General features: G+C 61.9%; 16 protein-coding genes. 7 read left to right on the top strand and 9 right to left on the bottom strand.

What is annotated here, in order from left to right:
* From WCA85_RS26945 to WCA85_RS26935, 3 genes are all read left to right on the top strand, one after another.
* The coding region (locus WCA85_RS26945; protein WP_424067916.1) for a response regulator at positions 1-3154 on the top strand (3154 nt) is incomplete at its 5' end.
* Positions 3155-3244: 90 nt separating this feature from the next.
* A complete protein-coding gene (locus tag WCA85_RS26940) occupies positions 3245-4165 on the top strand; it encodes a LysR family transcriptional regulator (RefSeq protein WP_424067915.1) in 921 nt (306 codons plus the stop codon).
* Between the two features lie 414 nt (positions 4166-4579).
* On the top strand, positions 4580-5713 hold the full coding sequence (locus WCA85_RS26935) for an acyltransferase family protein (protein ID WP_424067914.1): 1134 nt from the start codon (positions 4580-4582) through the stop codon (positions 5711-5713).
* Between the two features lie 50 nt (positions 5714-5763).
* On the opposite strand, the gene WCA85_RS26930 is transcribed toward WCA85_RS26935, so the two are convergent.
* From WCA85_RS26930 to WCA85_RS26910, 5 genes are all read right to left on the bottom strand, one after another.
* Complete coding sequence (locus tag WCA85_RS26930; protein ID WP_424067913.1) at positions 5764-7074, bottom strand: MFS transporter; 1311 nt, start codon at positions 7072-7074, stop codon at positions 5764-5766.
* Between the two features lie 40 nt (positions 7075-7114).
* A complete protein-coding gene (locus tag WCA85_RS26925) occupies positions 7115-7678 on the bottom strand; it encodes an isochorismatase family protein (protein ID WP_424067912.1) in 564 nt (187 codons plus the stop codon).
* Between the two features lie 71 nt (positions 7679-7749).
* Entirely contained in the window at positions 7750-8202 is a 453-nt protein-coding gene (locus WCA85_RS26920; RefSeq protein ID WP_424067911.1) for a MarR family winged helix-turn-helix transcriptional regulator, read from the bottom strand.
* A 226-nt stretch (positions 8203-8428) separates the two neighbouring features.
* Positions 8429-9874, bottom strand: a complete 1446-nt coding sequence (locus tag WCA85_RS26915; protein WP_424067910.1) for an NAD-dependent succinate-semialdehyde dehydrogenase — start codon at positions 9872-9874, stop codon at positions 8429-8431.
* 305 nt (positions 9875-10179) lie between these two features.
* Positions 10180-11031 (bottom strand): alpha/beta fold hydrolase, encoded by an 852-nt coding sequence (locus WCA85_RS26910; protein ID WP_424067909.1) that lies wholly within the window; start codon positions 11029-11031, stop codon positions 10180-10182.
* A 1018-nt stretch (positions 11032-12049) separates the two neighbouring features.
* Here WCA85_RS26910 and WCA85_RS26905 point away from each other — a divergent pair.
* Entirely contained in the window at positions 12050-12877 is an 828-nt protein-coding gene (locus WCA85_RS26905) for a class I SAM-dependent methyltransferase (protein WP_424067908.1), read from the top strand.
* A gap of 24 nt (positions 12878-12901) precedes the next feature.
* Here the strand turns inward: WCA85_RS26905 and WCA85_RS26900 are convergent, their stop codons facing one another.
* A complete protein-coding gene (locus WCA85_RS26900; RefSeq protein WP_424067907.1) occupies positions 12902-13378 on the bottom strand; it encodes an OsmC family protein in 477 nt (158 codons plus the stop codon).
* Between the two features lie 301 nt (positions 13379-13679).
* Between WCA85_RS26900 and WCA85_RS26895 the strand changes: the two genes are divergently transcribed.
* The 3 genes from WCA85_RS26895 to WCA85_RS26885 all read left to right on the top strand — a co-directional run bounded on the left by WCA85_RS26895 (position 13680) and on the right by WCA85_RS26885 (position 15897).
* Positions 13680-14723 carry a DUF1254 domain-containing protein gene (locus tag WCA85_RS26895; protein ID WP_424067906.1) on the top strand — a complete coding sequence of 348 codons (1044 nt, stop codon included), beginning with the start codon at positions 13680-13682 and terminating at the stop codon, positions 14721-14723.
* A gap of 159 nt (positions 14724-14882) precedes the next feature.
* Complete coding sequence (locus WCA85_RS26890; protein WP_424067905.1) at positions 14883-15065, top strand: hypothetical protein; 183 nt, start codon at positions 14883-14885, stop codon at positions 15063-15065.
* Positions 15066-15201: 136 nt separating this feature from the next.
* Complete coding sequence (locus WCA85_RS26885; protein WP_424067904.1) at positions 15202-15897, top strand: HD domain-containing protein; 696 nt, start codon at positions 15202-15204, stop codon at positions 15895-15897.
* 76 nt (positions 15898-15973) lie between these two features.
* Here the strand turns inward: WCA85_RS26885 and WCA85_RS26880 are convergent, their stop codons facing one another.
* The 3 genes from WCA85_RS26880 to WCA85_RS26870 are packed head-to-tail and all read right to left on the bottom strand — an operon-like array spanning position 15974 to position 23999.
* Positions 15974-17530 (bottom strand): efflux transporter outer membrane subunit, encoded by a 1557-nt coding sequence (locus WCA85_RS26880; RefSeq protein ID WP_424067903.1) that lies wholly within the window; start codon positions 17528-17530, stop codon positions 15974-15976.
* The gene (locus WCA85_RS26875; RefSeq protein ID WP_424067902.1) at positions 17527-20868 is read right to left on the bottom strand and encodes an efflux RND transporter permease subunit; all 3342 of its coding nucleotides are present in this window, start codon (positions 20866-20868) and stop codon (positions 17527-17529) included. The genes WCA85_RS26880 and WCA85_RS26875 overlap by 4 nt, the downstream gene beginning before the upstream one ends.
* Positions 20865-23999 (bottom strand): efflux RND transporter permease subunit, encoded by a 3135-nt coding sequence (locus tag WCA85_RS26870; RefSeq protein WP_424067901.1) that lies wholly within the window; start codon positions 23997-23999, stop codon positions 20865-20867. Before WCA85_RS26870 ends, WCA85_RS26875 begins: the two co-directional genes overlap by 4 nt.
* Positions 24000-24123 lie beyond the last annotated feature (124 nt).

Genomic DNA, 24123 nt, shown 5'->3' with positions numbered 1-24123 from the left:
CGCCTATGTCGATGCCGCGCGCCGCTGGATTCCCGAAACGGACAGCGAGGCCAACGCTCACGGCGAAGCGGAACTCGACGAGCCGCAAGCCTTGCTCGATTCCGAAGACCCTGCACATGCTGTTGATGCGGGCATTAATCGCTCATCTGCCAAGGTGACCGGGCGCGTCATGGTTGTGGATGACAACGCCGATCTGCGCGACTACATGCGCCGCATTCTGCGTCAGGCGGGTCACGAGGTGAGCGTCGCGGTCGATGGACAAGCTGCGCTCGATGCTGCGCGTGAGGCGCCGCCCGACCTGATCGTTTCGGACGTGATGATGCCGCGCCTCGACGGCGTCGGCCTGCTACGCGCGTTGCGCAACGATCCGTTGCTATGCGAAACGCCGGTGCTGCTGCTGTCCGCTCGCGCAGGGGAAGAGGCACGGGTAGGCGGCCTCGAATCCGGCGCTGACGACTATCTGACCAAGCCGTTTTCCGCGCGTGAGTTGCTGGCGCGCGTGTCGGGTAATCTGCACCTTGCGCGTTTGCGACGCGATACTGAACGCACGCTGCGCGAGGAGTCGCGCACGCTAGAAATCCTTAACCGGGTCGGCAAGACTGTCGCGGCGGAGCTGGATCTGGGCCGCGCCGTGCAGATCGTGACCGATGCCGCCACGGAACTCACTGGCGCCGCGTTCGGCTCGTTTTTCTATAACGTGCGGGACCCGAACGACGATAAAGGCAGCAGCTACCGGCTGTACACGCTGTCGGGTGCGCCTAAGGAGGCTTTCGACAGCTTTCCGGTGCCGCGCATTACCCGCCTCTTCGAACCCACCTTCAATGGCGAGCGCATCGTGCGGATCGACGATGTCACGAAGGATCCGCGCTATGGCACGAGTGGGCCGCATCATGGCATGCCGCCAGGTCACCCGTCGGTGCGCAGCTACCTCGCTGCGCCCGTGGTCTCGCGTACGGGCGAGGTGCTCGGCGGATTGCTGTTTGGACATCCGCAGGCGGGTGTATTCGACGCGCGCGCCGAGCGCATCGTGGCCGGCATTGCGGCGCAGGCCGCGATCGCTATCGACAACGCGCGGCTCTATCAGGCCGCGCAATCCGAGATCGTCGAGCGCACCAAGGCAGAGGGCGCCTTGCGCGAACTGAACGAAACACTCGAGCAGCGCGTCGCCGAAGCCGTCGCCGATCGCGACAGGCTGTGGGAATTGAGCGAGGACCTGCTGGCGGTGGGCGACTTCGACGGCACGCTGCAACGGATCAGCCCTTCATGGAGCGCGGCGCTAGGCTACTCGAAGCACTGGCTGCTGTCGCACTCATATCTGGAGTTGGTCCATCCCGACGACGTCGAACTCGTGACCGCGCATCTCGAACGCTTGCGCCGTACGGGATTGCCAGTGCGCTACGAGACGCGGCTTCGGCACATTGATGGCGCGTGGCGCTGGGTGGCGTGGACCGTGTCGCTCGATCCCGCGTCGGCGCGCATTCACGGTGTAGGGCGCGACGTCACCGCCGACAAGGAAACCACCGAGGCCTTGCAGCATGCTGAAGAAGCGCTACGAGTGGCGCAGAAGATGGAGTCGATCGGCAAGCTGACGGGCGGCGTGGCGCACGACTTCAACAACCTGCTGCAGGTGATTGGCGGCAATCTGCAATTGCTGGCGAAGGACGTGGCCGGTGACGAGATCGCCGGGCAACGCGTGCGCAATGCACTCGCCGGTGTGGCGCGCGGCGCGAACCTCGCTTCGCAGTTGCTCGCATTTGGACGGCGTCAGCCGCTGGCGCCGAAGGTGGTCAACCTCGGTCGCTTTATTCGTGGGCTGGACGACATGTTTCGCCGCGCACTCGGTGACGGCATCGAGATCGAAACGGTGGTGTCGGGTGGGTTGTGGAATACGCTGGTCGACCCGTTCCAGGTCGAAAATGCGCTGCTCAATCTGGCCATCAACGCCCGCGACGCGATGAAGGGGCACGGCCGGCTCACGATGGAAGCGGGCAACGCTTCGCTTGACGACACTTACGCACAGCGCAACGTGGACGTGACGCCCGGTCAGTACGTGATGGTGGCGTTGACCGATACCGGCTCGGGGATGCCGCCTGACGTGCGCGAACGGGCTTTTGAACCGTTCTTCACGACTAAACCCGAAGGCCAGGGCACGGGGCTGGGGCTTAGTATGGTGTATGGCTTTGTGAAGCAGTCGGGCGGTCACGTGAAGATCTATAGCGAACCGGGTGACGGCACGACAGTACGCCTTTATCTGCCGCGTGTGCGGCAGGAGGAGGACCGCGAAACGCTCGTGGATGCAGGACCGTTCAAAGGCGGCGTGGAAACAGTGCTGGTGGTCGAAGACGACGAGGACGTGCGCTCGACTGTGGTCGAGATGTTGAGCGACCTCGGCTATCGCGTGCTCAAGGCGAAGGACGCGCAAAGCGCGCTCGCCATCGTCGAAAGTGGCGTGCCGATTCATCTGCTGTTTACCGATGTGGTAATGCCTGGCCCGCTGCGCAGCACGGAGTTGGCGCGCAAGGCGCGTGAGCGGTTGCCTGAGGTTGCCGTGCTGTTCACCTCGGGCTACACGGACAACGCCATCGTGCATGCCGGACGTCTGGACGAAGGTATCGAGTTGCTCAGCAAGCCCTATACGTATGAGGCACTGGCGCGCAAGGTGCGGCATGTGATGCGGCTGCAGAGCGGCCAAGGACCCGAGGATGCGTCATTTGAACCCCAGCACACCACTGCCACAGACGTTTCCCACGCCGCCGCTGCCGGGAATGCCGACGACGTTGCTAGCGATCCGGTAGGCCGCTTGCGCATTCTGTATGTGGAAGACGACGAACTGGTTCGCATCAGCACAGCCGAACTGCTGCGCACCTTCGGTCTGGACATTCTCGAAGCCGAGGAAGAGGCGCAGGCGCTGCGTTTGCTCAGCGAAGAACCTGTCGACGTGCTGCTCACCGATGTCGGACTGGCAGGCCGCTCGGGTGTCGAACTGGCAATTGATGCGTGCCGGTTTCGGCCGCATCTTCCGGTTGTGTTTCTGAGCGGCTACGATCTGGTGTTGACACCGGCGCAACAGGCGGCGCTCCCCGAAGCGACGTCACTGCGCAAACCGTACGATCCATTGGCGCTTGTCAGTCTGCTGATGCGTCACGCGCGGTGATGACGCAGCGGCGTGAGCTGCGCGTCACGCCGATTGCACCGCACCGCTAAGCAGCCAATCCCCTAAACCTCGTTCAACAAGGATTACAGTATGGACCGCCTGCAGGCCATGGAAGTATTCACGCGTGTGGTGGAAACCAATAGCTTCTCGAAGGCAGCGGAATTGCTCGATTTGCCTCGCGGGTCGGTGAGTAATCTGATTCAGGGGCTTGAGGAGCATGTGGGCGTGCGCCTGCTGAACCGGACCACGCGGCAGGTCAGCGTCACCGAGGACGGTGCGCTGTACTACGAACGATGTGTGGGCATCCTCACGGAGATCTCGGACGCGGAGTCGTCGCTGTCGAACAAGCGGAAGAGCCCTACGGGTACGATTCGCGTCGACACCTCCGGAACGCTTGCCAAAGCGCTGCTGTTGCCGGCGCTCGGCGATTTCTATCAAAAGTTTCCGCATATCGATGTGCGCCTCGGTCTCGCGGACCGCAACATCGACCTGATCCAGGATGGCGTCGACTGCGTGATCCGGATGGGCGCGCTCGAAGAGTCGAGCCTCGTCGCGCGGCGCATCGGCAACTCGCGCATCACAACCTGTGCGTCGCCGGCTTACCTGGACGCGCATGGCACGCCTGCCACGCTCGAAGAACTACAGGAGCATCATCGTGCGGTCAACTACGTCTCCGCGCGCACGGGTAAAACCTTTCCCTTCGAATACGAAGTGAATGGCGAGATCGTCAAGGTGCCGGTCAACGGTGCGCTCGCCGTGAACGACGGCACGGTTTATATCACAGCGGGGGTGCTGGGTTACGGCATCATCCAGCCGTCGCGTTTTATGGTCGCGGACATGATCGAGCAGGGTGAACTGCGCGAGATCCTCAGCGATTTTTCGATCCCTTCGACGCCATTGTCGATCGTCTATCCGCATCGACGCAATTTGAGTTCACGGGTGCGCGCTTTTACCGAGTGGGTCATTGAACTGGCTAAAACTCATCCCGATCTCGGACCTGGAAAAGATTGATGCGTAACGCTGCGAGTAAGGCTAGACAGACGAGCCTTACATATCGCATTGATTTTCACGCAAGGTTCGCATCATTTCATCTCACGTCGCGGGCAGTAGCAATCGCAATGCCCGCATGGTGAATCCGCTCCGCGAGAATTATTTTTTTACAACTAAAAAAATCGCGTGAACGTGGGGATTTATTTTCATTATCCGCGCGTTCGATCAACGGTTTTTTTTTCTTCCGTTGCGTCCTATCCTGATGACGTAGACCGTGGCGCGACATGCGCCGCGCTTCTTTTCCGCCACGCTTGCGTGGCGCTGCGCCTCGCTGAACCCACGTTCCGTCGAACCGGCGACCTCTCAATGTGAGCGCCCGCCCGTCCTTAGCGATGCTGGCGTGAAGGCCGCTCCCCGACTCGGACAATGCTATTCATGGATAACAGGATTCGTGGCTTCGATGGACTGCGCGCCATCGCAGTACTGATGGTGTTTTTACAGCATCGTCTGCTGAGCAGCCGCAACGATACGGGACATCTCGGCGTGTGGATATTCTTCGCGCTGAGCGGCTTTCTGATTACTGGAATCCTGTCGGCGCAACGCCAACGCATTGACATCGGCGCGAGTCATTTTTCCACGGAGATCAAGCGCTTTCTGTTTCGGCGCACGTTACGCATCTTTCCGATCTATTACCTTCTGCTGACAGTCATGGCGCTGCTGATGATGCTGGGCTTTGCAAGTCCGCAACTGAAAGGTGGGCTGCCATTTCATTTTGCTTACCTGTCGAACATCTGGGTTGGTGAAAAGTTGCGTTATTGGCCTGGACCCTATTCGCATCTGTGGAGCCTGTCGATAGAGGAGCAGTTTTACCTGTTTTTTGCACCGTTGTTATTGCTCGCGCCGCTGCGCTGGCATCGGTCTATCTGCTTTGCTGTGTTTGCTGCGGGCGTGTTTTCGATGTGGTGGATGCACGCGGTCGGTCTGCCAGAAATTGTCATCTATACGCATCCGTTGACGAATTTCTGGTTGCTGGCGTTGGGCGGAATAGGTGGCGCGTGGTTGCGGCAGGATGGTTCGATGCTTAAACGGGTGCTGTCCCATCCCGCGAGTTTCTTTGCGTTACTGCTGCTTGTCGCAGCGTTCTGCACTACGGAGCCTCAATGGACACAAACAGCCAGGCCGCTCGCTTACACGAGCATCTGCACGCTATACGGGATCGCGATTGCAGCGCTAGTGTGTTCTATCGCATGTAGCAGCAGTGCGCGGCTGCTTGGACTTCTCGAGATCGGCTGGCTGGTGTCGCTGGGCCGTATCAGCTACGGCTTTTATCTGTACCACAACTTCGTGCCCAATCCCGCACATATGGGCCGCGTGCGTGCGCTGTTTCACGGTGCACCGGTGCCGGGCTGGGCGCAGTTGCTTGGCGCCGGCGTGTCGTTTGCCGTGGCACTGCTGTTGGCGAAGTTGTCGTGGCGCTATATCGAGCAACCCATTCTGCGCCACAAGACGGAATGGACGATGCGCGTGGTAAATGCTTCGGCCGCTCGAACTGGTGTCTACGAAAGGTAAGGGCGGTGCAGGCGTGGGGCGATCCCACAACCATCCCACACCGTCGCCGGTCACGAAACGTTCTGTCCCGACGCAGGCGCAGCGGCTTGTGGTGTGAAAGCGTATGGATCGGATGCATCGAAACTCACGCGCAAACGTCGGTTTTCGAACCGCACGTGCAGGTTGCGATATTTCTTCAGGTAGTGAATTCCGACCAGCGCGGCGGCGAAGCCTGAAGCTGCGGCCACCCCCATGGCCCAGCGGGGGCCGAAATGGTCCGCAACCCAGCCGACGATCGGCGCGCCTAGCGGCGTGCCGCCCAATGCAATGGCGAGCAGGATCGCCACCACCCGTCCGCGCATGGCGGGCTCAGTGGATAGTTGCACGAGGCTGTTGGTCGATGTCGTGAAAGTTTGCGTGCAGACACCAATGGCCACCAGCGTCATGCCAAACAACACGTAGGTGGGCATCGAGGCCGCGACCGCACAACCGAAGCCAAACAACGCCGCGCTGACCAGCAGCAGCGCGATATGTGGTCGCGCGCGCCGCGCGGCGAGCAGTGCGCCGGTTACGGAACCGATCGCCATCGTAGAACTCAGCAGTCCATACTGACTCGCTCCGGCATGAAACGCCGTGACGGACATGGTGGCGATGAAGATAGGGAAGTTCAGCCCAAACGTCCCGATCAAAAACAGCATCAGCAGTAGCGCTTTCAGGTCGGGGCGCTTCGCGACGTAGCGAAACCCGTCAATGAAACTGCTGCGGCTGCGATGCGCCTTGAGCTTCAGATGAAGTTCATCGACGCGCAGGATTTTCAGCGACCCGAGCACGGCCGCAAAGGACACGGCGTTGATCAGGAACACCCAGCCCGTGCCTACCGACGCGATCAGCAAGCCAGCCACCGCTGGGCCGATCATCCGCCCAGCGTTGAACGAGGTGGAATTGAGTCCCACGGCGTTGGACAGCTCTTCCTCACCGACCAGTTCGGAAACGAAGGTTTGACGCGCGGGGGAATCGAACGCAGTCACGCAGCCCAGCAGAAACGCAAACAGATAGACGTGCCACAACTGCACGAGTCCAGTGAGCGTGAGCACACCCAGGCCAAGCGCGAGCGCGCCCATGGTGGCCTGGGTAATCACCAGCAGCTTGCGGCGGTCAAGATGGTCGGCGGCGTATCCGGTCAGCGGCAAGAGCAACAGCATGGGTCCGAACTGAAGCGCCATCACGATACCCACCGCGGTGGCGTTGCGATGGGTCAGCTCGGTGAGCACAAGCCAGTCCTGCGCCGTGCGCTGCATCCAGGTGCCGACGTTGGACACGAGTGCGCCCGCGGCCCACACCCGGTAGTTGAAGCCGCGCAGTGAGCGGAAGGTGCCTGTCACCGGCTCATCCCTGTGCACGCACGCTGTCTGGTGAAGGCGATCATGCGTGGGTCTTGTCGAGCAGATCGATGATTTCGCGGGTCGTACCGGTTTCGCCCAGACGCGGGAACATGCGCGTGATGGCGTTGTGGTGCGCGTCCGCGTTCAGATCGGTCATGGCGTCGACGGCCAGCGTGACGTTAAAGCCGAGTTCGTAGGCGTAGCGGGCGGTCGATTCGACACCGATGCTGGTTGCCACGCCGGCGATCACAACCTGCGTGACGCCCTTGCTCTTCAGATACTGCTCGAGGTCGGTGTTGGTGAACGCGCCCCAGGTGTGCTTGGTGACCAGGTGATCTTCCGGTTGCTGGTTCAGTTCCGGCACGAGGTCGGCCCAGTCAGCAGGAAAGCCGCCTGTGTGACGCGGCTGCTCAGTGCGGCCAGGCGCACCGCCCGCTACGTTGACGAGCACGACCGGCAGACGATGCCGGCGGAACGCTTCGAGCAGCGCGCACGCCTGCTCGACGATCGGACCGGTGGGGTGCGCGGTGGGCAGCGAGAGAATACCTTTTTGCAGGTCGATAACAACGAGTGCGGTTTGGGGATCGAGTGTGGTGACTGCCATGATGTTTTCTTCCGGATGAGGGGGCTGGAATGGGTGCGGGAGCGGCGGCAGGGGCGAAGCAAGTGGGGGAGTCACGTTGCAACGATACGTTTGAGCAACTGAACGGCGGCGGCGAGTTGTTCCTGCTCGGCCACCGCAAGCTGGGTGCTGATGGCCTTGAACAACCAGTCGTCCTTGGCTGCCCGGCCGGTCTTGATGGCTTTGATACAGGCTGGTGTGAGTGACAGGACGGTTTGTCTGCCGTCGCAGGGGTCCGGCGCGCCGCTCACGAGCCCGGCTGCTTTCAATGCGGAGACGGTCTCGCCCATGGATTGCGGACGGATGCCTTCAGCGCGGGCGAGAGCAGTGACCGTGGCTGGCCCTTCGCTGTCGAGCCGCGACAGGACGCGCAACTGGGTCCAGGTGAGATCGCCGAGGTTTGATTGCTCGCGCAGGCGGCGCTTCAACTGACCGATCACGACGCGAAGCTCGCCTGCGAGCGCCGTGACGCGGACCGCGTCTGGGTCACGCTGGATTTCGTTCATATGCCGGACCTCGCACAAACTATGAAGGCTACCTGTTAAGGTTACCTTCGTAGTTGCGTGCTTGTCAAGCGGACGCTTAACTCGCACGGGGAATTCACATAGGGGATCGTGCTGCTTCCGGTGGGGGTGCCGTGACATGGCGCACGGAGTAGTAACGCTGACCGCACGAAAAAAAGTGGCCCCGCATGGGGCCACTTCGATCCAACGTAGACGGCGTCTGTCCAGCTTACGTGGACATCACCGATACAGCCTTTGTCACCAGGTAGGCTTCCATGGCTTCCGGGCCGCCTTCCGAACCGTAGCCCGAGTCCTTCACGCCACCGAACGGCATTTCCGGCGACGGTGTCGCCGGCTGGTTGATCCACAGCATGCCGACTTCAAGCTGTTGCGACAGCAGATGCACGTTGGTGAACGACTTCGTGAACGCATAGCCCGCGAGGCCGTACGGCAGCCGGTTGGCTTCAGCGATTGCATCTTCCAGCTTGTCGAAACCGCGAATGGCCGCGACCGGACCGAACGGCTCGTTGTTGAAGACATCCGCTTCGAGCGACACGTTGGTCAGCACGGTCGGCGCAAAGAAGTTGCCTTCGCTGCCGACGCGCTCGCCGCCCGTCGCGACAGTTGCGCCGGTCGCACGTGCGTTCTCGAGCACCTTGGCCATGGCCGTCAGGCGTCGCGCGTTGGCGAGCGGCCCAAGGGTGGTGCCTTCGGTCAGGCCGTCGCCCAGCTTGAGGCTTTCTGCGTGCTTGACGAGCGCCTGCTCGAACGCTTCGCGAATGCTGTTGTGCACGAGGAAGCGCGTCGGCGAAATGCAGACCTGGCCGGCGTTACGGAACTTCGCGCCGCCCGCTGCCTTGACGGCGAGCGCGACGTCGGCGTCTTCCGCGACGATGACCGGTGCGTGACCGCCCAGCTCCATGGTGGCGCGCTTCATGTGCGCGCCAGCCAGGGCGGCCAGTTGCTTGCCGACCGGCGTCGAACCGGTGAAGGTCACTTTGCGGATGACGGGGTGCGGAATCAGATAACTGGAAATCTCAGCCGGATCGCCGAACACGAGGCCCACCGTGCCGGGCGGCACACCTGCTTCGACGAACGCCTGCAACAGCGCGGCAGGCGACGCGGGCGTTTCTTCCGGCGCCTTGACGAGGAACGAGCAGCCGCAGGCCAGCGACGCGCTCAGCTTGCGCACGACCTGATTGACCGGGAAATTCCACGGCGTAAAGGCGGCGACCGGGCCGATTGGCTCTTTCAGGACCAGTTGCTGCGCAGCGAGGTTGCGCGACGGCACGATGCGGCCATAGACGCGGCGGCCTTCGTCGGCGAACCACTCGATGATGTCGGCGGCGGACAGCACTTCGACGCGGGCTTCGGGGAACGGCTTGCCTTGTTCCTGCGTCATCAGGCGAGCGATGTCGGAGGCGCGTTCGCGCACCAGACCGGCGGCTTTGCGCATGGTGGCGGCACGTTCATTGGCGGGAATCTTGCGCCAGGCTTCGAAGCCCTTTTGCGCCGCAGCGAGTGCGCGGTCGAGATCGGCAATGCCGGCGTGAGCGACCTTGCCGATAGCCTTGCCGGTAGCAGGGTTGATGACCTCGATGGTCTTGCCGCTGGCGGCGTCGCACCACTCGTTATTGATCAGGAGTCGGGTGTCGGTATAGCTGGATGTGGCCATGCTGGGTTCCTCTGATTGCGGAAGGCGGCCGTCGCACGTGCGGATCGGGCGGCCGGAATGGGCTGCTAACAGCTAATCTTAGCCGATTGTGCGAGGACGCATCGGCGGCGAGGGCGGCGAGGGCAGCGGGGGCTGGAAGAGGCGGACGGCGGCTTGCGGTAATGCGAACAGCGGTGGTGCTGGCCTGTTAGCGCCGATCCGTGGCCGTGGGCTGGACTGGATCGGCGCGAGGACGCGGCACGTAGTTGATGCTTCTGATTATCGTCCCCGTCGGTTATGCATGCAGTTGCGGCACAGGCACGGTTTCAGACCTCGGACAGGAACTGCGTCACATGTGCGACAAAGCGCTCCGGATACTGGTACAGCGAACCGTGGTTGGCATCGGGGTACAGGATCAACTGCGCATTGGGGATGTTCTGCTGCAGGATCCACGAGTTGATCGAGTAGATGATCACGTCGTGATCTCCGTTGACCACGAGCGTTGGCTGCTTAAGTTGTTTCAGATAGTCGTAAGGGTTCTCGCGCGGTACTCCCCATTTGGCGAGCGCGGCGAGTTGTGCGGGTGCGACCTTGTCGTTAGCTTCCGGATCACGCCATTCAGTACGCAGGCGAAACCGCTTCAAGAACCTATAGCCCGCGGCCTGGCTCGCATCCGAGGGCGAGAATTGCACACGCAGCCACAAATGATCCGGCTCCGCGTAGCTTGCGCCAAAAATCTCCTGAGCCTCGGGCGTGAGGGAGGTCATCCCTTCGCCGCTGCGCGGACCTGTACCCACCAGAATCAGGCGGCGGACCAGTTGCGGCTCGGCGATGGCCAGGGTCTGAGCGATCAGACCGCCCATCGAAAATCCCAATACGTCGACCTGCTGCAGATCGAGCGCCTTGATGAATGCCGCCGCGTTGGCGGCCATCTCTTCAATCGACTCCGGCACCTCGCCTGATGTGCTGGAGATGCCAGCGTTGTTGAACAGAATGACCTCGCGATCCTGCGCGAATCCGTCCGTGATCGCCGGATCCCAATGGTCCATCGTGCCGGTGAAGTGAATGTTGAACACGAGCGGTACGCCACCCGGTTTGCCGAAACGCCGGAAGGCGAAGCGGATGCCGTCGGCTTCAATGTATTGCGTCGGGGCAGTTTGATGGGTGTAACGGGTCATGGCCGATTCTCCTGATGAGTTGAGCGGGGCCGGTACTTTGACCGGTTCAGCTTTGATATCGCTGGGAGGCATCGCGACGACGGTGGGGCGGTTGTCGTCAGCGGACTGCTTGAGAAGTAATTTAGGCGGAACTAGCGGACAGGAACACGACTTTGCAGGCTGAGGGGCATGCCTATGAGGCATGGTGCCCGAAGCGAGCGGCCTGACGACGGCGCCGATGAGCGTACCTTCGAATGTCGTCGGGGTGAATCCGGCGGATTCATGCCGCCATCCGTCGGTGACCCGACTGACCCGACAATACGCCGACGACGATCCGACGAAGAACCCACAATGACACGACGTTAGCCTAACCACCCGCTAACGATCATCAGGTTTAAAACTAACGTTTACCCCACGTTGTGAGCGCGGTTATCCGATCGCCAACCTACAGGCACGTGGTTGAGCACCCGACGGAAAACCGACGTCCATCCGACGATTCCCCGACAGTTCAGGAAGCGCACCCATAACGCCCAGGTGCAATATTGCGCGTTCGCGAGGGTCGTCGTTTATCCCGCGACCCGTCATAACGTTTGCTAACAGGGGGTCTGCGAGCTTAGGGATGGCACTGAGATATCGCCCGTTATCCGGACGCGACCTACTTTTCAATCGGTGGGGTGTGGGCGAACGCACATTTGTCTGTTGACGTCGGTCGAGTTAACTGACGATTATGTAGGCAAGCAGAAAGCTAATCGTTTTAAACAGATAATAATTTTGCATGGGTAGACCTGAGATTCGGGTCGCACTCGTTCGTCTTTTTTTCAGCGGTAACCGGGGGGCCTGGGCCAAAAGAGCGGACCCAGGCAAATACCTCGCCCCGGCCGATTCAACGCGCAATGACCGCCGCCGCGCCTCGTCACTTTTGACCGGCGCCAGAAACTTGCGTCCGCGTTTTGGCGAACCGGCTCCCGGGTCTGATGAACCGAGGGCCAAGCCGGTGGACGCGAGAGGAATGGATTTTCTACACGACCGGAGTGCAGCCATGGATATGCAGTTTTCCCTTGACCAGATCAACCAGCGGGCATGGAACTCGCGCGATGCCTCACGCGAGTTCCAGCGCAGCAAGTCGTGGATCGATCCCGGCGAGAAGGCGGCATTCGAGCAGATCGCCGAGGAGTGCCGCGATCAGCCATTGCTCGACATCGGGATCGGCGCGGGCCGCACAATCCCGCTGATGATGCAGACGTCGTCCGATTACACAGGGATCGACTACACGGCGAAATTGCTCGAACACGCCCGGACGCGTTACCCGAACCTCGCTCTGCATCACATGGATGCACGGGATATGTCAGGACTGCCATCCGATCACTTTGCGCTGACGGCCTTCAGCTGTAACGGGATCGATTGTGTGAACTACGAAGATCGCGTTCTGATCCTGAAGGAGATGTTTCGCGTGACCCGCCCTGGCGGCGTGGTCTGGTTCTCAAGTCACAATCGCGACGGCTCCGGCTTCCAGGACAGCATTTCGAATCTGATGCCGCGCTTGACGCTCAACCCGTTGCGCTTCGGATGGCGGACGCTGCGCATGCTACGCACGCTGCCTTTAGCCAGCTACAACTACGCACGGCACGCGCGCTTTCATCGCAACTATGAGGGCTATTCGATCAAAACGGCAGCAGCGCATTATTTCGGCATTCTGATCGTCTACACCACGCTCGCTGAACAGCGGCGCCAATTGGAATCGCTGGGATTCGTGGTCGAGGCCGTATTTGGATGCGGCGATGGCAAGCGCGTCTACAGCGATGCGCAGACGAGCGACGCGTCGTGGCTGCACTTCATTGCACGCAAGCCCGAGCAGCCAGTGCAATGACCAGGCATGCGCGGCTAGCCTCTTTTACGGAGCAACGCTTTCGACAACCGGCTCACAAAGAATCGGAAAATTGACCGAGTTCGCGATATAGCATTGCTCATGCGCCGCATGATGCAAGCGGATCGCCAACTCCCGGTCATCGCCGGCGCGGATGCGCACATGCGGGCGCAGCACGATCTGCGTGAACTGCCCGTGCTGTGCGCCTTCGGTCATGGTCCCTTCGGCATGATCGAGGTAGGCCATGACAGCAATGCCGGCGTCGGAACATAGGTGCAGATACCAGAGCTTGTGACACGCGGACGCTGAGGCCACCAGCAGATCTTCAGGATTCCAGCGCGCCGCGTCACCGCGAAACGCTGGGTCCGATGAGCCGGGAATCTCCGGCTTGCTGCCGGCGCGGATCATGTGGTCACGCCCGTAGTCGCGATAATCCGAGGTGCCGGTGCCGCGGTTGCCGATCCACTCTACCGAAACCGCGTACTTATGCTCGCCGTGTGCCATGCATGGCTCCTGGTTGCCAGGGCGCGCAGTCTGAACGGACTGTGCGCCAGAATCACTTTGGGAGCTCGAATTATCACATCGTTTTTCCGGTCGCTAGCAGCGGGTGCAAGGGGAGGATGCAACATTGATTGCGAAACCCGGCTGACCTATGCGGGATGAATCGGTGCGAGCGACGAGTGCTGACCGGGACGATTGCGTGCAGTCGCGGATTGCGGTTAAGGTCTGACGTGGGTGCGATGCTACCCGGTTCCGCTGCGATGCTAACGGCGGCCGCGTCCGGACGAACCGAAAGGAGTACGTGATGAAAAGGGCTCTGACCGCTGTTTGCATGCTGAGCGCTGTCGTGTCCATCGAGAATGCATATGCGCAGAATCCTGCTGCGGCGGTCAGTGGCGCATCGGTTCCGGTTACGGTCGACAACTTCGTTCGCGCCGAATCCGATCTGTATATCGGCTCGCTGGCAAAGCAGGGTGGCATGGGAAAGTTGCTGCATCGCCGCGAGCCCGCATCCATTGATCATCAGACCGTCATCCGGCTGAACCGCGACACGCTTTATTCATCCGGCGTCTTCGATCTGGATGCAGGACCTGTAACGGTTACGATGCCCGACCCGGGCAAGCGTTTCATGTCGATGCAGGTGATCAACGAAGATCACTACGTGCCCAACGTTTTCTACGGCGCAGGTGCTCACACGCTGACTCGCGACAGTGTCGGTACGCGTTACGTGGTGGTTGCGATTCGCACACTGGTCGATCCCGCCAATCCGGACGACATCAACCAGGTGCACGCGTTGCAGGACGCCATTACGGTCAGTCAAAGCGGGCCGGGCAAGCTCGAATTTCCTCACTGGGATGCACAAAGTCAAAAGAAGGTGCGTGACGCGCTGTTGATTCTCGCGACAACGCTGCCGGACTTCAAGAAAGCGTTCGGTACCAAGGAGGAGGTGGACCCCGTACGACACCTGATAGGTACGGCCGCGGCCTGGGGCGGCAATCCGGACAAGGATGCGACCTACCTGAACATCACGCCACTGAAAAATGACGGCAAGACCGTGTATCGACTCAAGGTCAAGGACGTCCCTGTGGATGCTTTCTGGTCGGTGAGCGTCTACAACGCCAAAGGGTATTTCCAGAAGAACGCCTACAACGCGTACACGCTCAACGACCTCACCGCGAAGAAGGACGCCGACGGCTCGATCAGCGTCCAGTTTGGCGGCTGCAACGGCCAGATAGCCAATTGTCTGCCGATTGTCGCCGGCTGGAACTACACGGTGCGCCTATACCGGCCGCGCGCCGAAATCCTGAGCGGCGCGTGGACTTTCCCGGAACCGACCCCAGTCCAATAGGGGCATGGCTGATGCGCACAAGTCTTTTTTATTGTTGCCTTGCCACCGCTCGCGGCAGTAAACCGCGTGCGGTTGGCACGCTTTAACGGTCCTTGCCGATTGTCCCAGCGGCGCTGCTGGCCAATACTGGTCTGCATCGACACACCTGTGGAGGACATCATGAAGCAGCCCACCAGACACGTTCGCTCCATGACGACGGCATCATCTGGCGTTACACTCAGTTCGCCCATTGAAGCACGCGCCGAAGCCGAAGCGCTCGCTCATCGGGAGTGGCTGCTCGACGACTCGCTGATGCAGACCTTCCCAGCAAGCGATGCAATCTCGCCGGGCTTCATGACCTGAATCTGAAGCGTGAGGCGGGCGGCGCGAGACGTGAAGCGCGGCAGCCGTTCATCACGCGCCGCGCAAAAGTCACTATCGCGTCAACCGTAGCCGATCAAGTACGAACCTGCCCACTTTCATTGATAAGGAAACCGAAATGAATACCATCGCCGGAATCGAGATCCCCGACAGCATCATGGCACGCGCCGCCACCGAGCTGGTGCGCGACACCGAACCCGATCTGCTCTACAACCATTCGCGCCGGGTGTTTCTGTTCGGTGCGCTCGCGGGCCAGCGCAAACAGCTTAAATTTGACCCGGAACTGCTGTACATCGGCGCCATGTTTCATGACATGGGCCTGGTCGATACCTATAGCAGCAAGACGGACCGCTTCGAAGTGGACGGCGCCAACTCGGCGCGCAACTTCCTGACTCAGTACGGAGCGAGCGAATACGATATCGAACAAGTCTGGCTGTCGATCGCGTTGCATACGACGCCGGGCGTCCCCGAGCATCTGAAGCCGGTCGTGGCGCTGGTGACGGCTGGTGTCGAAATGGACGTGCTCGGTCTCGCGTATGACGAGTTCAGCGAAGAGCAGCGCATCCAGGTGGTGGCGGCTCATCCGCGTGAGAAGGACTTCAAAAACGGCATCATCGACGCCTTCGCACACGGCACCATCAGCAAGCCCGAAACGACGTTTGGCAACGTCAAGGCCGATGTGCTCGAACTGCGTGATCCGAGCTACAAGCGGCTGAATTTCTGCAAGATCATTCTGGGTTCCGCATGGGACGACAGCAACGCGGGCCATACGCACGGCGCTGGATGCGGTTGCGCGGACGGCACTAGCGCTTAACGCGCAGCGCGTTGGTATCGGTGATGCCACGCGTTGAAGAAGACGCCACTCTCCGTGGCGTCAGCACCCAGACCGCTTAGGGCGTTGCGGGCGAACTCGCCGGATTCCCCGTGGCGGCTGCCGCCGTCGCTTCGCTTGCCGCGCCGCCAGCCATCGCTTTGCTCGCCGCGCGCGCAGCGCTTTCCGGATGCTGCGCGTCGTGCAACTGGCTGGCCGACCAGCCGCCTCCCAGATCGCCGATCAGGTTGGCTGCATCCGTGAGACGCTGTTCCTGCACGGTCAGCGCGGACTGCTGATTGGACAACTGGGTCGCCTGGGCGGTTGCGACGGTGGTGTAGTCCACCGTGCCGGCCTGGTATTCGTTGACGGTAATCTCGGTGCCGCGAATGGCGTCCTTCACCGCCGCGTCCAATGCGACGGACTGCTGGGCGAGAATGCGCAAGCCCGACAGATCGTTCTCCACATCTTCGAAAGCGGTCAACACGGTGCCACGGTAATTCGCGAGCGCGGCGTCATACTTTGCCTTCGCTGCCGCGACTTCGGCACTGCGCTCGCCGCCATCGAAAATCGTTTCGCTCGCGCTGCCGCCCAGCGACCACACGTAGTTAGCCGCGTGCAGCAGGCCGGACAACGGCGATTGCGTGAAGCCGTCCAGCGCCGACAGCGAAATAGTCGGGTAATAGGCTGCCACCGCCACGCCGATGGCGGCATTCTGCGAGGCCATCTGCCGTTCGGCGGTCGCGATGTCCGGGCGGCGTTCCAGCAGGGTCGAAGGCACGCCGACGGGTATCGACGGCAGGTCTGGCATGCTCGTGCTGTGCGGAATATCGAGGTCTTCCGGATTCTTGCCTACCAGTACCGCAATCGCGTGCGCATATTGGGCGCGCGCGACGCCCAGGGCGATCAGGCTGGCCTGCGTCGTTTCCAGTTGCGTGCGAGCGGTAATCAGGTCCGAGGGGGCGACGGTGCCGGCCCGGTCCTGATCGGTGACCACCTGCAGAGAGTGCTGGAAGGCGGTCACGGTCTGCTGCAGCAGATCGATATTCGCATCGGTGATGCGCAGATCGATGACCGCCGTGGCGAGGGCAATCTGCTCGGACAAGGTCGCATTGGCAAGGGTCGCTTCGCTCGCCTGGGCCGTCGCGGCGTTTTCTTCAATGGTGCGGCGCACTTCGCCCCAGACGTCCAGTTCCCAACTGGCACTGCCTTCGAGGGAGCCGGAGTTGTTCACCTTCTGGAAGCCGCTGAGGTTCGAATTGCTGCTGCTCAGGCTGCCGGTGGAACTACGCGCGCGCGTGGCTGAGCCTGTCACCCCAATGGTCGGAAAGAGGCTGGCGCGCGCTACGCGTACCTCGGCGAGCGCTTCCTGATAGTTTGCGTAGTCTTCCCGCACGGTCTGGTTGGACACCACGACCATCGGTTCGAGTTCGTTGAGCAGCGGATCGTTGAAGCCGGTCCACCAGTCGCCCTTGAATACGGCGGCGGCAGGCTCGGCCTGGGTCCAGCCGGGCAACTCGCGATACGTCGCCGGCACGGGGACAGCCGGGCGGTGGTAGTCCGGGCCGACCATGCAGCCGCTCATGAGCAAGGCGAGCGCGGCGGCCAGCGGTTTGCGGGGAATCTTCATCATCATGCCTTCGTATCCGGTTGCCCCGGTTGTTGCCCTGGTTGTTCCTCTTGCCGGTTCCACGGCAAGTTGGCCGACCACCTGACGAGCTTGGCGCGCAGACGGTCGAGGTACAGGTAGATCACCGGCGTCGTGTAAAGCGTAAAGACCTGGCTCAGAATCAGGCCGCCCATCACCGTGATACCGAGCGGCTGACGCAGCGACGCGCCCTGGCCAATGCCGATTGCGAGCGGCACGGCGCCTAGCACCGCCGCGGCCGTGGTCATCATGATAGGCCGCAGACGCACCACGGCGGCAGCGTGGATCGCTTCCTTCGCGTTCATGCCCTCGGTGCGCTGCAACTGGATCGCCACGTCCACCATCATGATGCCGTTCTTCTTGACGATACCAATGAGCAGGATGATGCCGATCATCGCGATCACCGAGAACGGTGTGCCGAAAATCAGCAGTGCGAGGGTGGCGCCGATCCCGGCCGAGGGCAGGGTGGAGAGAATCGTCAGCGGGTGAATCGAACTCTCATAGAGCACGCCCAGCACGATATACACGACCACGAGCGCGGCGAGGATCAGCAGCGGAATCGTCCCCATCGACTGCGCGTAAGCCTGGGCGGCACCCGCGAACGAGCCGTGGATGCTCGCCGGCATGCCGATCTCGCGCTCCGTCTCCTCGATCGCCGCACCGGCCTTGCTGAGCGAACCGCCCGTCGGCAGGTTGAACGAGACCGTCGCGGCTACCAGTCCGCTCTGGTGGTTCACCTGGGTCGCTGTGTGGCTGTTGGTGTAACGGGAAAGCACCCCCAGCGGCACCATGGTCTCCGCCGACGTGCTGTCCGCACTGCCGCTCGAGCTGCCGCCCTTGCTGTTGGCGATGCTGTTGTTGGTCTGATTGGCGACCGCATTCGAGTTCAGCGTGTTGGTGCTGGTCGAACTGGTCGATGTGGTGCTGACCGCGCTCGGTGCCGTCACGCCCTTCACCGTGGCGCCCGGCATCTGCGTGCCTGCGGTACCGGTGGCATTGCCCGCCGCCGTGCTCAGGTACACCTGGTCGAGCGACTGCGGAAATTGCCAGTACTCCGGCGCGACTTCCATCACCACGAAGTACTGGTTGAGCGGGTTGTAGATGGTCGAGACCGTGCGCTGACCGAATGCGTCATACAGCACGCTGTCGATCTGGTTCGGCGCAAAGGTGTAGCGCGCGGCAGTGGAGCGGTCGAACGTGACGTAGGTCTGCAGACCGTTTTGCTGCAGGTCCGAATTCACGTCCACCAGTGTGGCCCGCTTCTTGTTGAGTGCGGCGACGAGCAGCGGCGTCCACTTGAAGAGCGCCGTTGAATCCTCGCTCGTCAGCGTGTACTGGTATTCGGCTGCGGACTGCCGGCCGCCGATCCGCAGATCCTGCTGCGCCTGCATGAACAGGCGTGCCCCGGAGACCGCATTCAGCTTGGGCCGCAGGCGGTTCACGATCTCGGTGGCGGTGGAGTGGCGCTCCGATAGCGGCTTGAGCTCGACGAACACGTTCGCGGTGTTGAGCGCGCGGCCGCCTGTAAAGCCGGCCACGGACTGCACGGCGGGATCTTTCCCCACGATCTGCTGCAACTGGGCGAGCTTCTTTTCCATCGCCGTGAAGGAGATGCTCTGATCGGCGATGATCTGCCCGATCAGAATGCCGGTGTCCTGCTCCGGAAAGAAGGTGGCGGGCAGCAGGCGCGCGAGGAACACGTTGCCCACCAGCAGGCCGATCAGCAGCAGGATCACCAGCAGCGAGTGGTCCAGCACAGCAGCGAGCGTGCGCGAATAGGCGTCCTTGAAGCGGTCGAACTGCTTCTCGACCCACATGGCCCAGCGCGACTTCGAATGTCCGACGCTCTCACGGGTCAGGACATACGCGCACATGGCCGGTGTGACGGTGAGCGAGATCAGCAGCGAAATCAGGATCGCAATGGACAGCGTGACCGCGAACTCATGGAACAGCAGCCCGACGATGCCAGGCATCAGCAGAATGGGCAGGAACACCGCGATCAGCGACAGGCTCATCGAGATCACCGTAAAGCCCACTTCGGAGCTGCCTTTGAGTGCCGCCTCCTTGGGGCTTAAGCCCAGTTCAAGGTGCCGGACGATATTCTCCAGCACCACCACCGCATCGTCGACCACGAAGCCGGTGCCGATGGTGAGCGCCATCAGCGAGAGATTGTCGATGCTGTAGCCGAGCAGATACATCGGCCCGAAGGTGCCGACAATCGAGAGCGGCAGCGCGACAGCCGGGATCAGCACAGCGCGCGGCGACTGCAGGAAAACGAACACCACGCCGACCACCAGCAGCACGGCGATAAACAAGGTGCGTTCAGTATCGGATACCGACGCCCTGACCGATTCGGAACGGTCGATGGCGACACCGATATGCACACTGCTCGGCAAGGTTGCCTCGATCGCGGGCAACACGGCATGGATCTGGTCGACGGTGCTCACGACATTGCTGCCGGGCATCGGATAGACGATCACCAGCACCGCGGATTTGGCGTTATAGAGCCCCGCGTTGCGGATATTTTCGTTCGAGTCTCTGACCTGCGCGACATCGCGCAACATCACCGGCGCGCCATTCCGGTAGGCGACCACAAGGTCGCGGTAGGGCTTGGCTTTGGTGATCTGGTCGTTGGACAGCACGACATAGCGCTGGCTGCCCTGGTCGAGGTGGCCCTTCGCACTGTCGGCGTTGGCCGCGCTGATCGCCGCGCGCACGTCTTCCATGCCGATGCCGTAGCTGTTCAGCTTGCCCGGCTGCAATTCGACCCGCACCGACGGCAACGCGCCGCCGCCGAGCGTGATCTGCCCGACACCATTCACCTGCGAGAGTTGCTGCTGGATTACCGAATCCGCGGAGTCGTACAACTGCGCCTTGGTAAGCGTGTCCGAGGTCAGCGCGAGCACCATGATCGGCGCATCCGCCGGGTTGTACTGGCGGTAAGTCGGATTGCTGCGCAGGGTGGTCGGCAGGTCGGCGCGCGCCGCCTGAATCGCCGCTTCGACGTCGCGGGCCGCGCCGTTGATGTCGCGGTTCAGGCCGAACTCAACCACGATCATCGACGATCCGACATAGCTGATCGAAGTCAGCTCCGCCACATCGGCAATCGTGGAGAGCCGCCGTTCGAGCGGCTCGGCCACGGTGGACGCCATGATGTCCGGGCTCGCGCCGGCCATGTTCGCCTGCACCACGATCACCGGAAAGGCGATGTTCGGCAACGGCGCGACGGGCAGCCGGAAGTAGGCCAGCGCGCCGGAGATCAGGATCGCGATCGCCAGCAGCGTGGTCGCTACTGGGCGCCGGATGAAGAGCGCCGAGATATTCAAGGCGTCTCCCCGGTCTTGTCGTCGGTGCTGCCCGCATTGCCCGACCTACGTCCACGTCGAAGCTTCACGCGTTGCGCCATGCGATCAAAGAACAGGTAGATCACCGGCGTGGTGAAGAGCGTGAGCATCTGGCTCAGCGCCAGACCGCCAATGATCGCAAGACCCAACGGACGGCGCAGTTCCGAACCCGTGCCGCTGCCGAGCAGCATCGGCAGGGCGCCAAGCATGGCGGCGAGCGTCGTCATCAAAATGGGCCGAAAACGCAGCAGCGATGCCTGGAAGATGGCCTCACGCGGCGGTTTGCCGTGATTACGTTCGGCATCGAGCGCGAAGTCCACCATCATGATGGCGTTCTTCTTGACGATACCGATCAGCAGCACGATACCGATAATGCCGATCACGTCCAGGTCGCTGCCGGCAATCATCAGCGCGAGCAGGGCGCCGATCCCGGCCGAAGGCAGCGTGGACAGAATCGTCACCGGATGGATGAAGCTCTCGTACAACACGCCCAGCACGATATAGACGGCCACCAGTGCGGCGATCAGCAGATACACCTCGCTCGAGAGCGAATCCTCGAATGCCTGGGCCGCGCCCTGGAACGACGAGGTGATCGACGGCGGCAGCTTCACGCTTTTTTCAGCCTGGTTGATGCGGTCAACCGCGGTGCTCAGCGAGGCGCCCTCAGCCAGATTGAATGAGACCGTGACCGCCGGGAACTGCGCGAGGTGGCTGATCACCAGTGGCGACTTCGTGATGCTGATCTTGGCGATGCCCGCGAGCGGCACCTGGCCGCTGCTGCTGGTCTGGCTCGGCAGATACAGGTTGCCGAGCGACTGCACAGTAGGCAAGGTTTCCGGCTTGGCGACGAGAATCACGCGGTACTGGTCGGACTGCTGGAAGATGGTCGAGACGATCCGTTGCCCGAGCGCGTCGTACAGCGCGTTGTCGATGGTGGCCGGCGTGATGCCGTAGCGCGCCGCCAGTTGCCGGTTGACCTCCACGTACACGCTATTGCCGTTGGTGTTCATGTCGCTTTGCACGTCCGTGATCGACGGAATCTGCTTCATCTTGTCGATCAGCGCCGGCACGTACTGGTTGAACGCCTGCTGGCTCGGGCCGCGCAGCACGAACTTGTACTGGTTCGGCGAGACGGTGGTGTCGAGCGTCAGATCCTGCTCAGGCTGCATATACAGCCTGATGCCTGGCACCTTGGCCACTTCGGTCTGCAAACGCCGCGCAATTTCCTGCGCGGTCAGCGAGCGCTTGTCCTTGTCGCGCAGGTTGATCAGGAAGCGGCCGTTGTTGAGCGTCGTGTTGATGCCGTCAATACCCACGTACGAAGTAAGCGAAGTGACGTCCGGGTCTTTCAGGATCGCATCGGCGAGCGCCGCCTGACGATCCACCATCGCGCTGTACGAGACCGAGTTGTCCGCTACGCTGATGCCTTCGATCACCCCAACGTCCTGCACCGGGAACAGGCCCTTCGGAATCGTTACGTAGAGCAGGCCGGTGAGCACCAGGGTGCCGACGAACACCACCAGCGTGAGCACCTGGTGTTCGAGCACCCAGGCAAGGCCGCGTTCGTACGCAGCGAGGGTCTTGTCGAATAAACCCTCGCTGATCCGCTCGAAGCGGCTCGGCTGCCGTTCGGCCTGGGCACGCAGCATACGGGCACACAGCATCGGCACGACGGTCAGCGACACCACCGCCGAAATCACGATGGTCACTGCGAGCGTCACGGCGAATTCGCTAAACAGACGCCCGATCACGCCGCCCATGAAGAGCAGCGGAATCAGCACGGCGATCAGCGAAATGGTCAGCGAGAGAATCGTGAAGCCGATCTGCCCGGCGCCTTCAAGCGCCGCTTCGAGCGGCGTCTTGCCTTCCTCCAGATAGCGCACGATGTTTTCGATCATCACGATCGAGTCATCCACCACGAAGCCGGTGGCGATGATGAGCGCCATCAGCGAGAGGTTGTCGATCGAGTAATTGAGCTGGTACATCACCGCCAGCGTGCCGATCAGCGAGACCGGCACCGACACGCTCGGAATCAGCGTGGCCGGCACGTTACGCAGGAACACGAAGATCACCGCCACCACCAGCACGATAGCGAGTATCAGTTCGAGCGCCGCGTCCGACACCGACGAACGGATCACGCCCGTGCTGTCCGACACCACCGTGACCTTCATGCCAGCCGGCAGCGTCGATTCGAGCTGCGGCAACTGCTTCATGATCTGGTTGACCGTCGCGATCACGTTCGCGCCCGGCTGACGCTGCACGTTGAGCACGATTGCGGGCGTGCCGTTGTACCAGGCGCCGCGTTCGACGTCCTGAGCGGCCGAGGTCACGCGAGCCACGTCGCGCATGAACACCGGCGCGCCGTTCTGATAGGCAATGACCGTGTTCAGATAGTCTTTCGGATCTGAGATCTGGTCGTTGCCGTTGATCGTGTAGTCGAGGTCCGGACCGTCGAAATTGCCCTTCGGCTGGCTGACGTTGACGTAGCTCAGCAGGGTGCGCAGGTCGTCGATATTCAGGCCATAGGCGGCGAGCTTCTGCGGGTCCGCTTCCACACGAATGGCGGGCACGTTGCCGCCGGCCGTCGTCACGAGACCCACGCCCGAGACTTCGGAGATCTTGGTGCCCAGACGATTGTTGGCGGTGTCCTCGAGCTGCGTTAGCGACATCGACTTCGACGTGACCGCGAGCGTCAGGATCGGCTGGTCGGCCGGATTGACCTTGGCGTAGGTCGGCGGCGCGGGCAGGCCGCTAGGCAGATAGCTATTGGACGCGTTGATGGCCTGCTGGACATTCTGTTCGGCGACGTCGAGGTTCAGCGACAGGTCGAACTGCAACGTAATGACCGAAGCGCCATCCGAACTGTACGAGGTCATCTGCTGCAAGCCGGGAATCTCGCCCAGTTGCACTTCGAGTGGCGCGGTAACGGTGGTGGCCATCACGTCCGGGCTCGCACCCGGATAGAAGGTCTGCACCTGAATGGTCGGATAGTCGACGTTAGGCAGCGACGAGACCGGCAGCACGCGCACCGCGACGAGGCCCACCAGCACGAGGGCGATCATCAGCAGCAGCGTGGCGACTGGCCTGAGAATAAACAGACGGGAGATATTCATTGGCGCGTGGGTCCGCGTCTACGAAGCGTCGGAGGCCGCAGCGGCGCCCGATGCGCCGTGGGCATGTTTGTGATGAGCAGGCGTGCCGCTCGCCGCCGTAGCCGAAGCCGCCGGAGCCGAGTCT

The sequence above is a fragment of the Paraburkholderia sp. genome (assembly GCF_049581445.1).
Classification (GTDB): domain Bacteria; phylum Pseudomonadota; class Gammaproteobacteria; order Burkholderiales; family Burkholderiaceae; genus Paraburkholderia.
The sequence above is the reverse complement of the archived record's forward strand: the minus strand, read 5'-3'. Positions and strand labels throughout refer to the sequence as shown.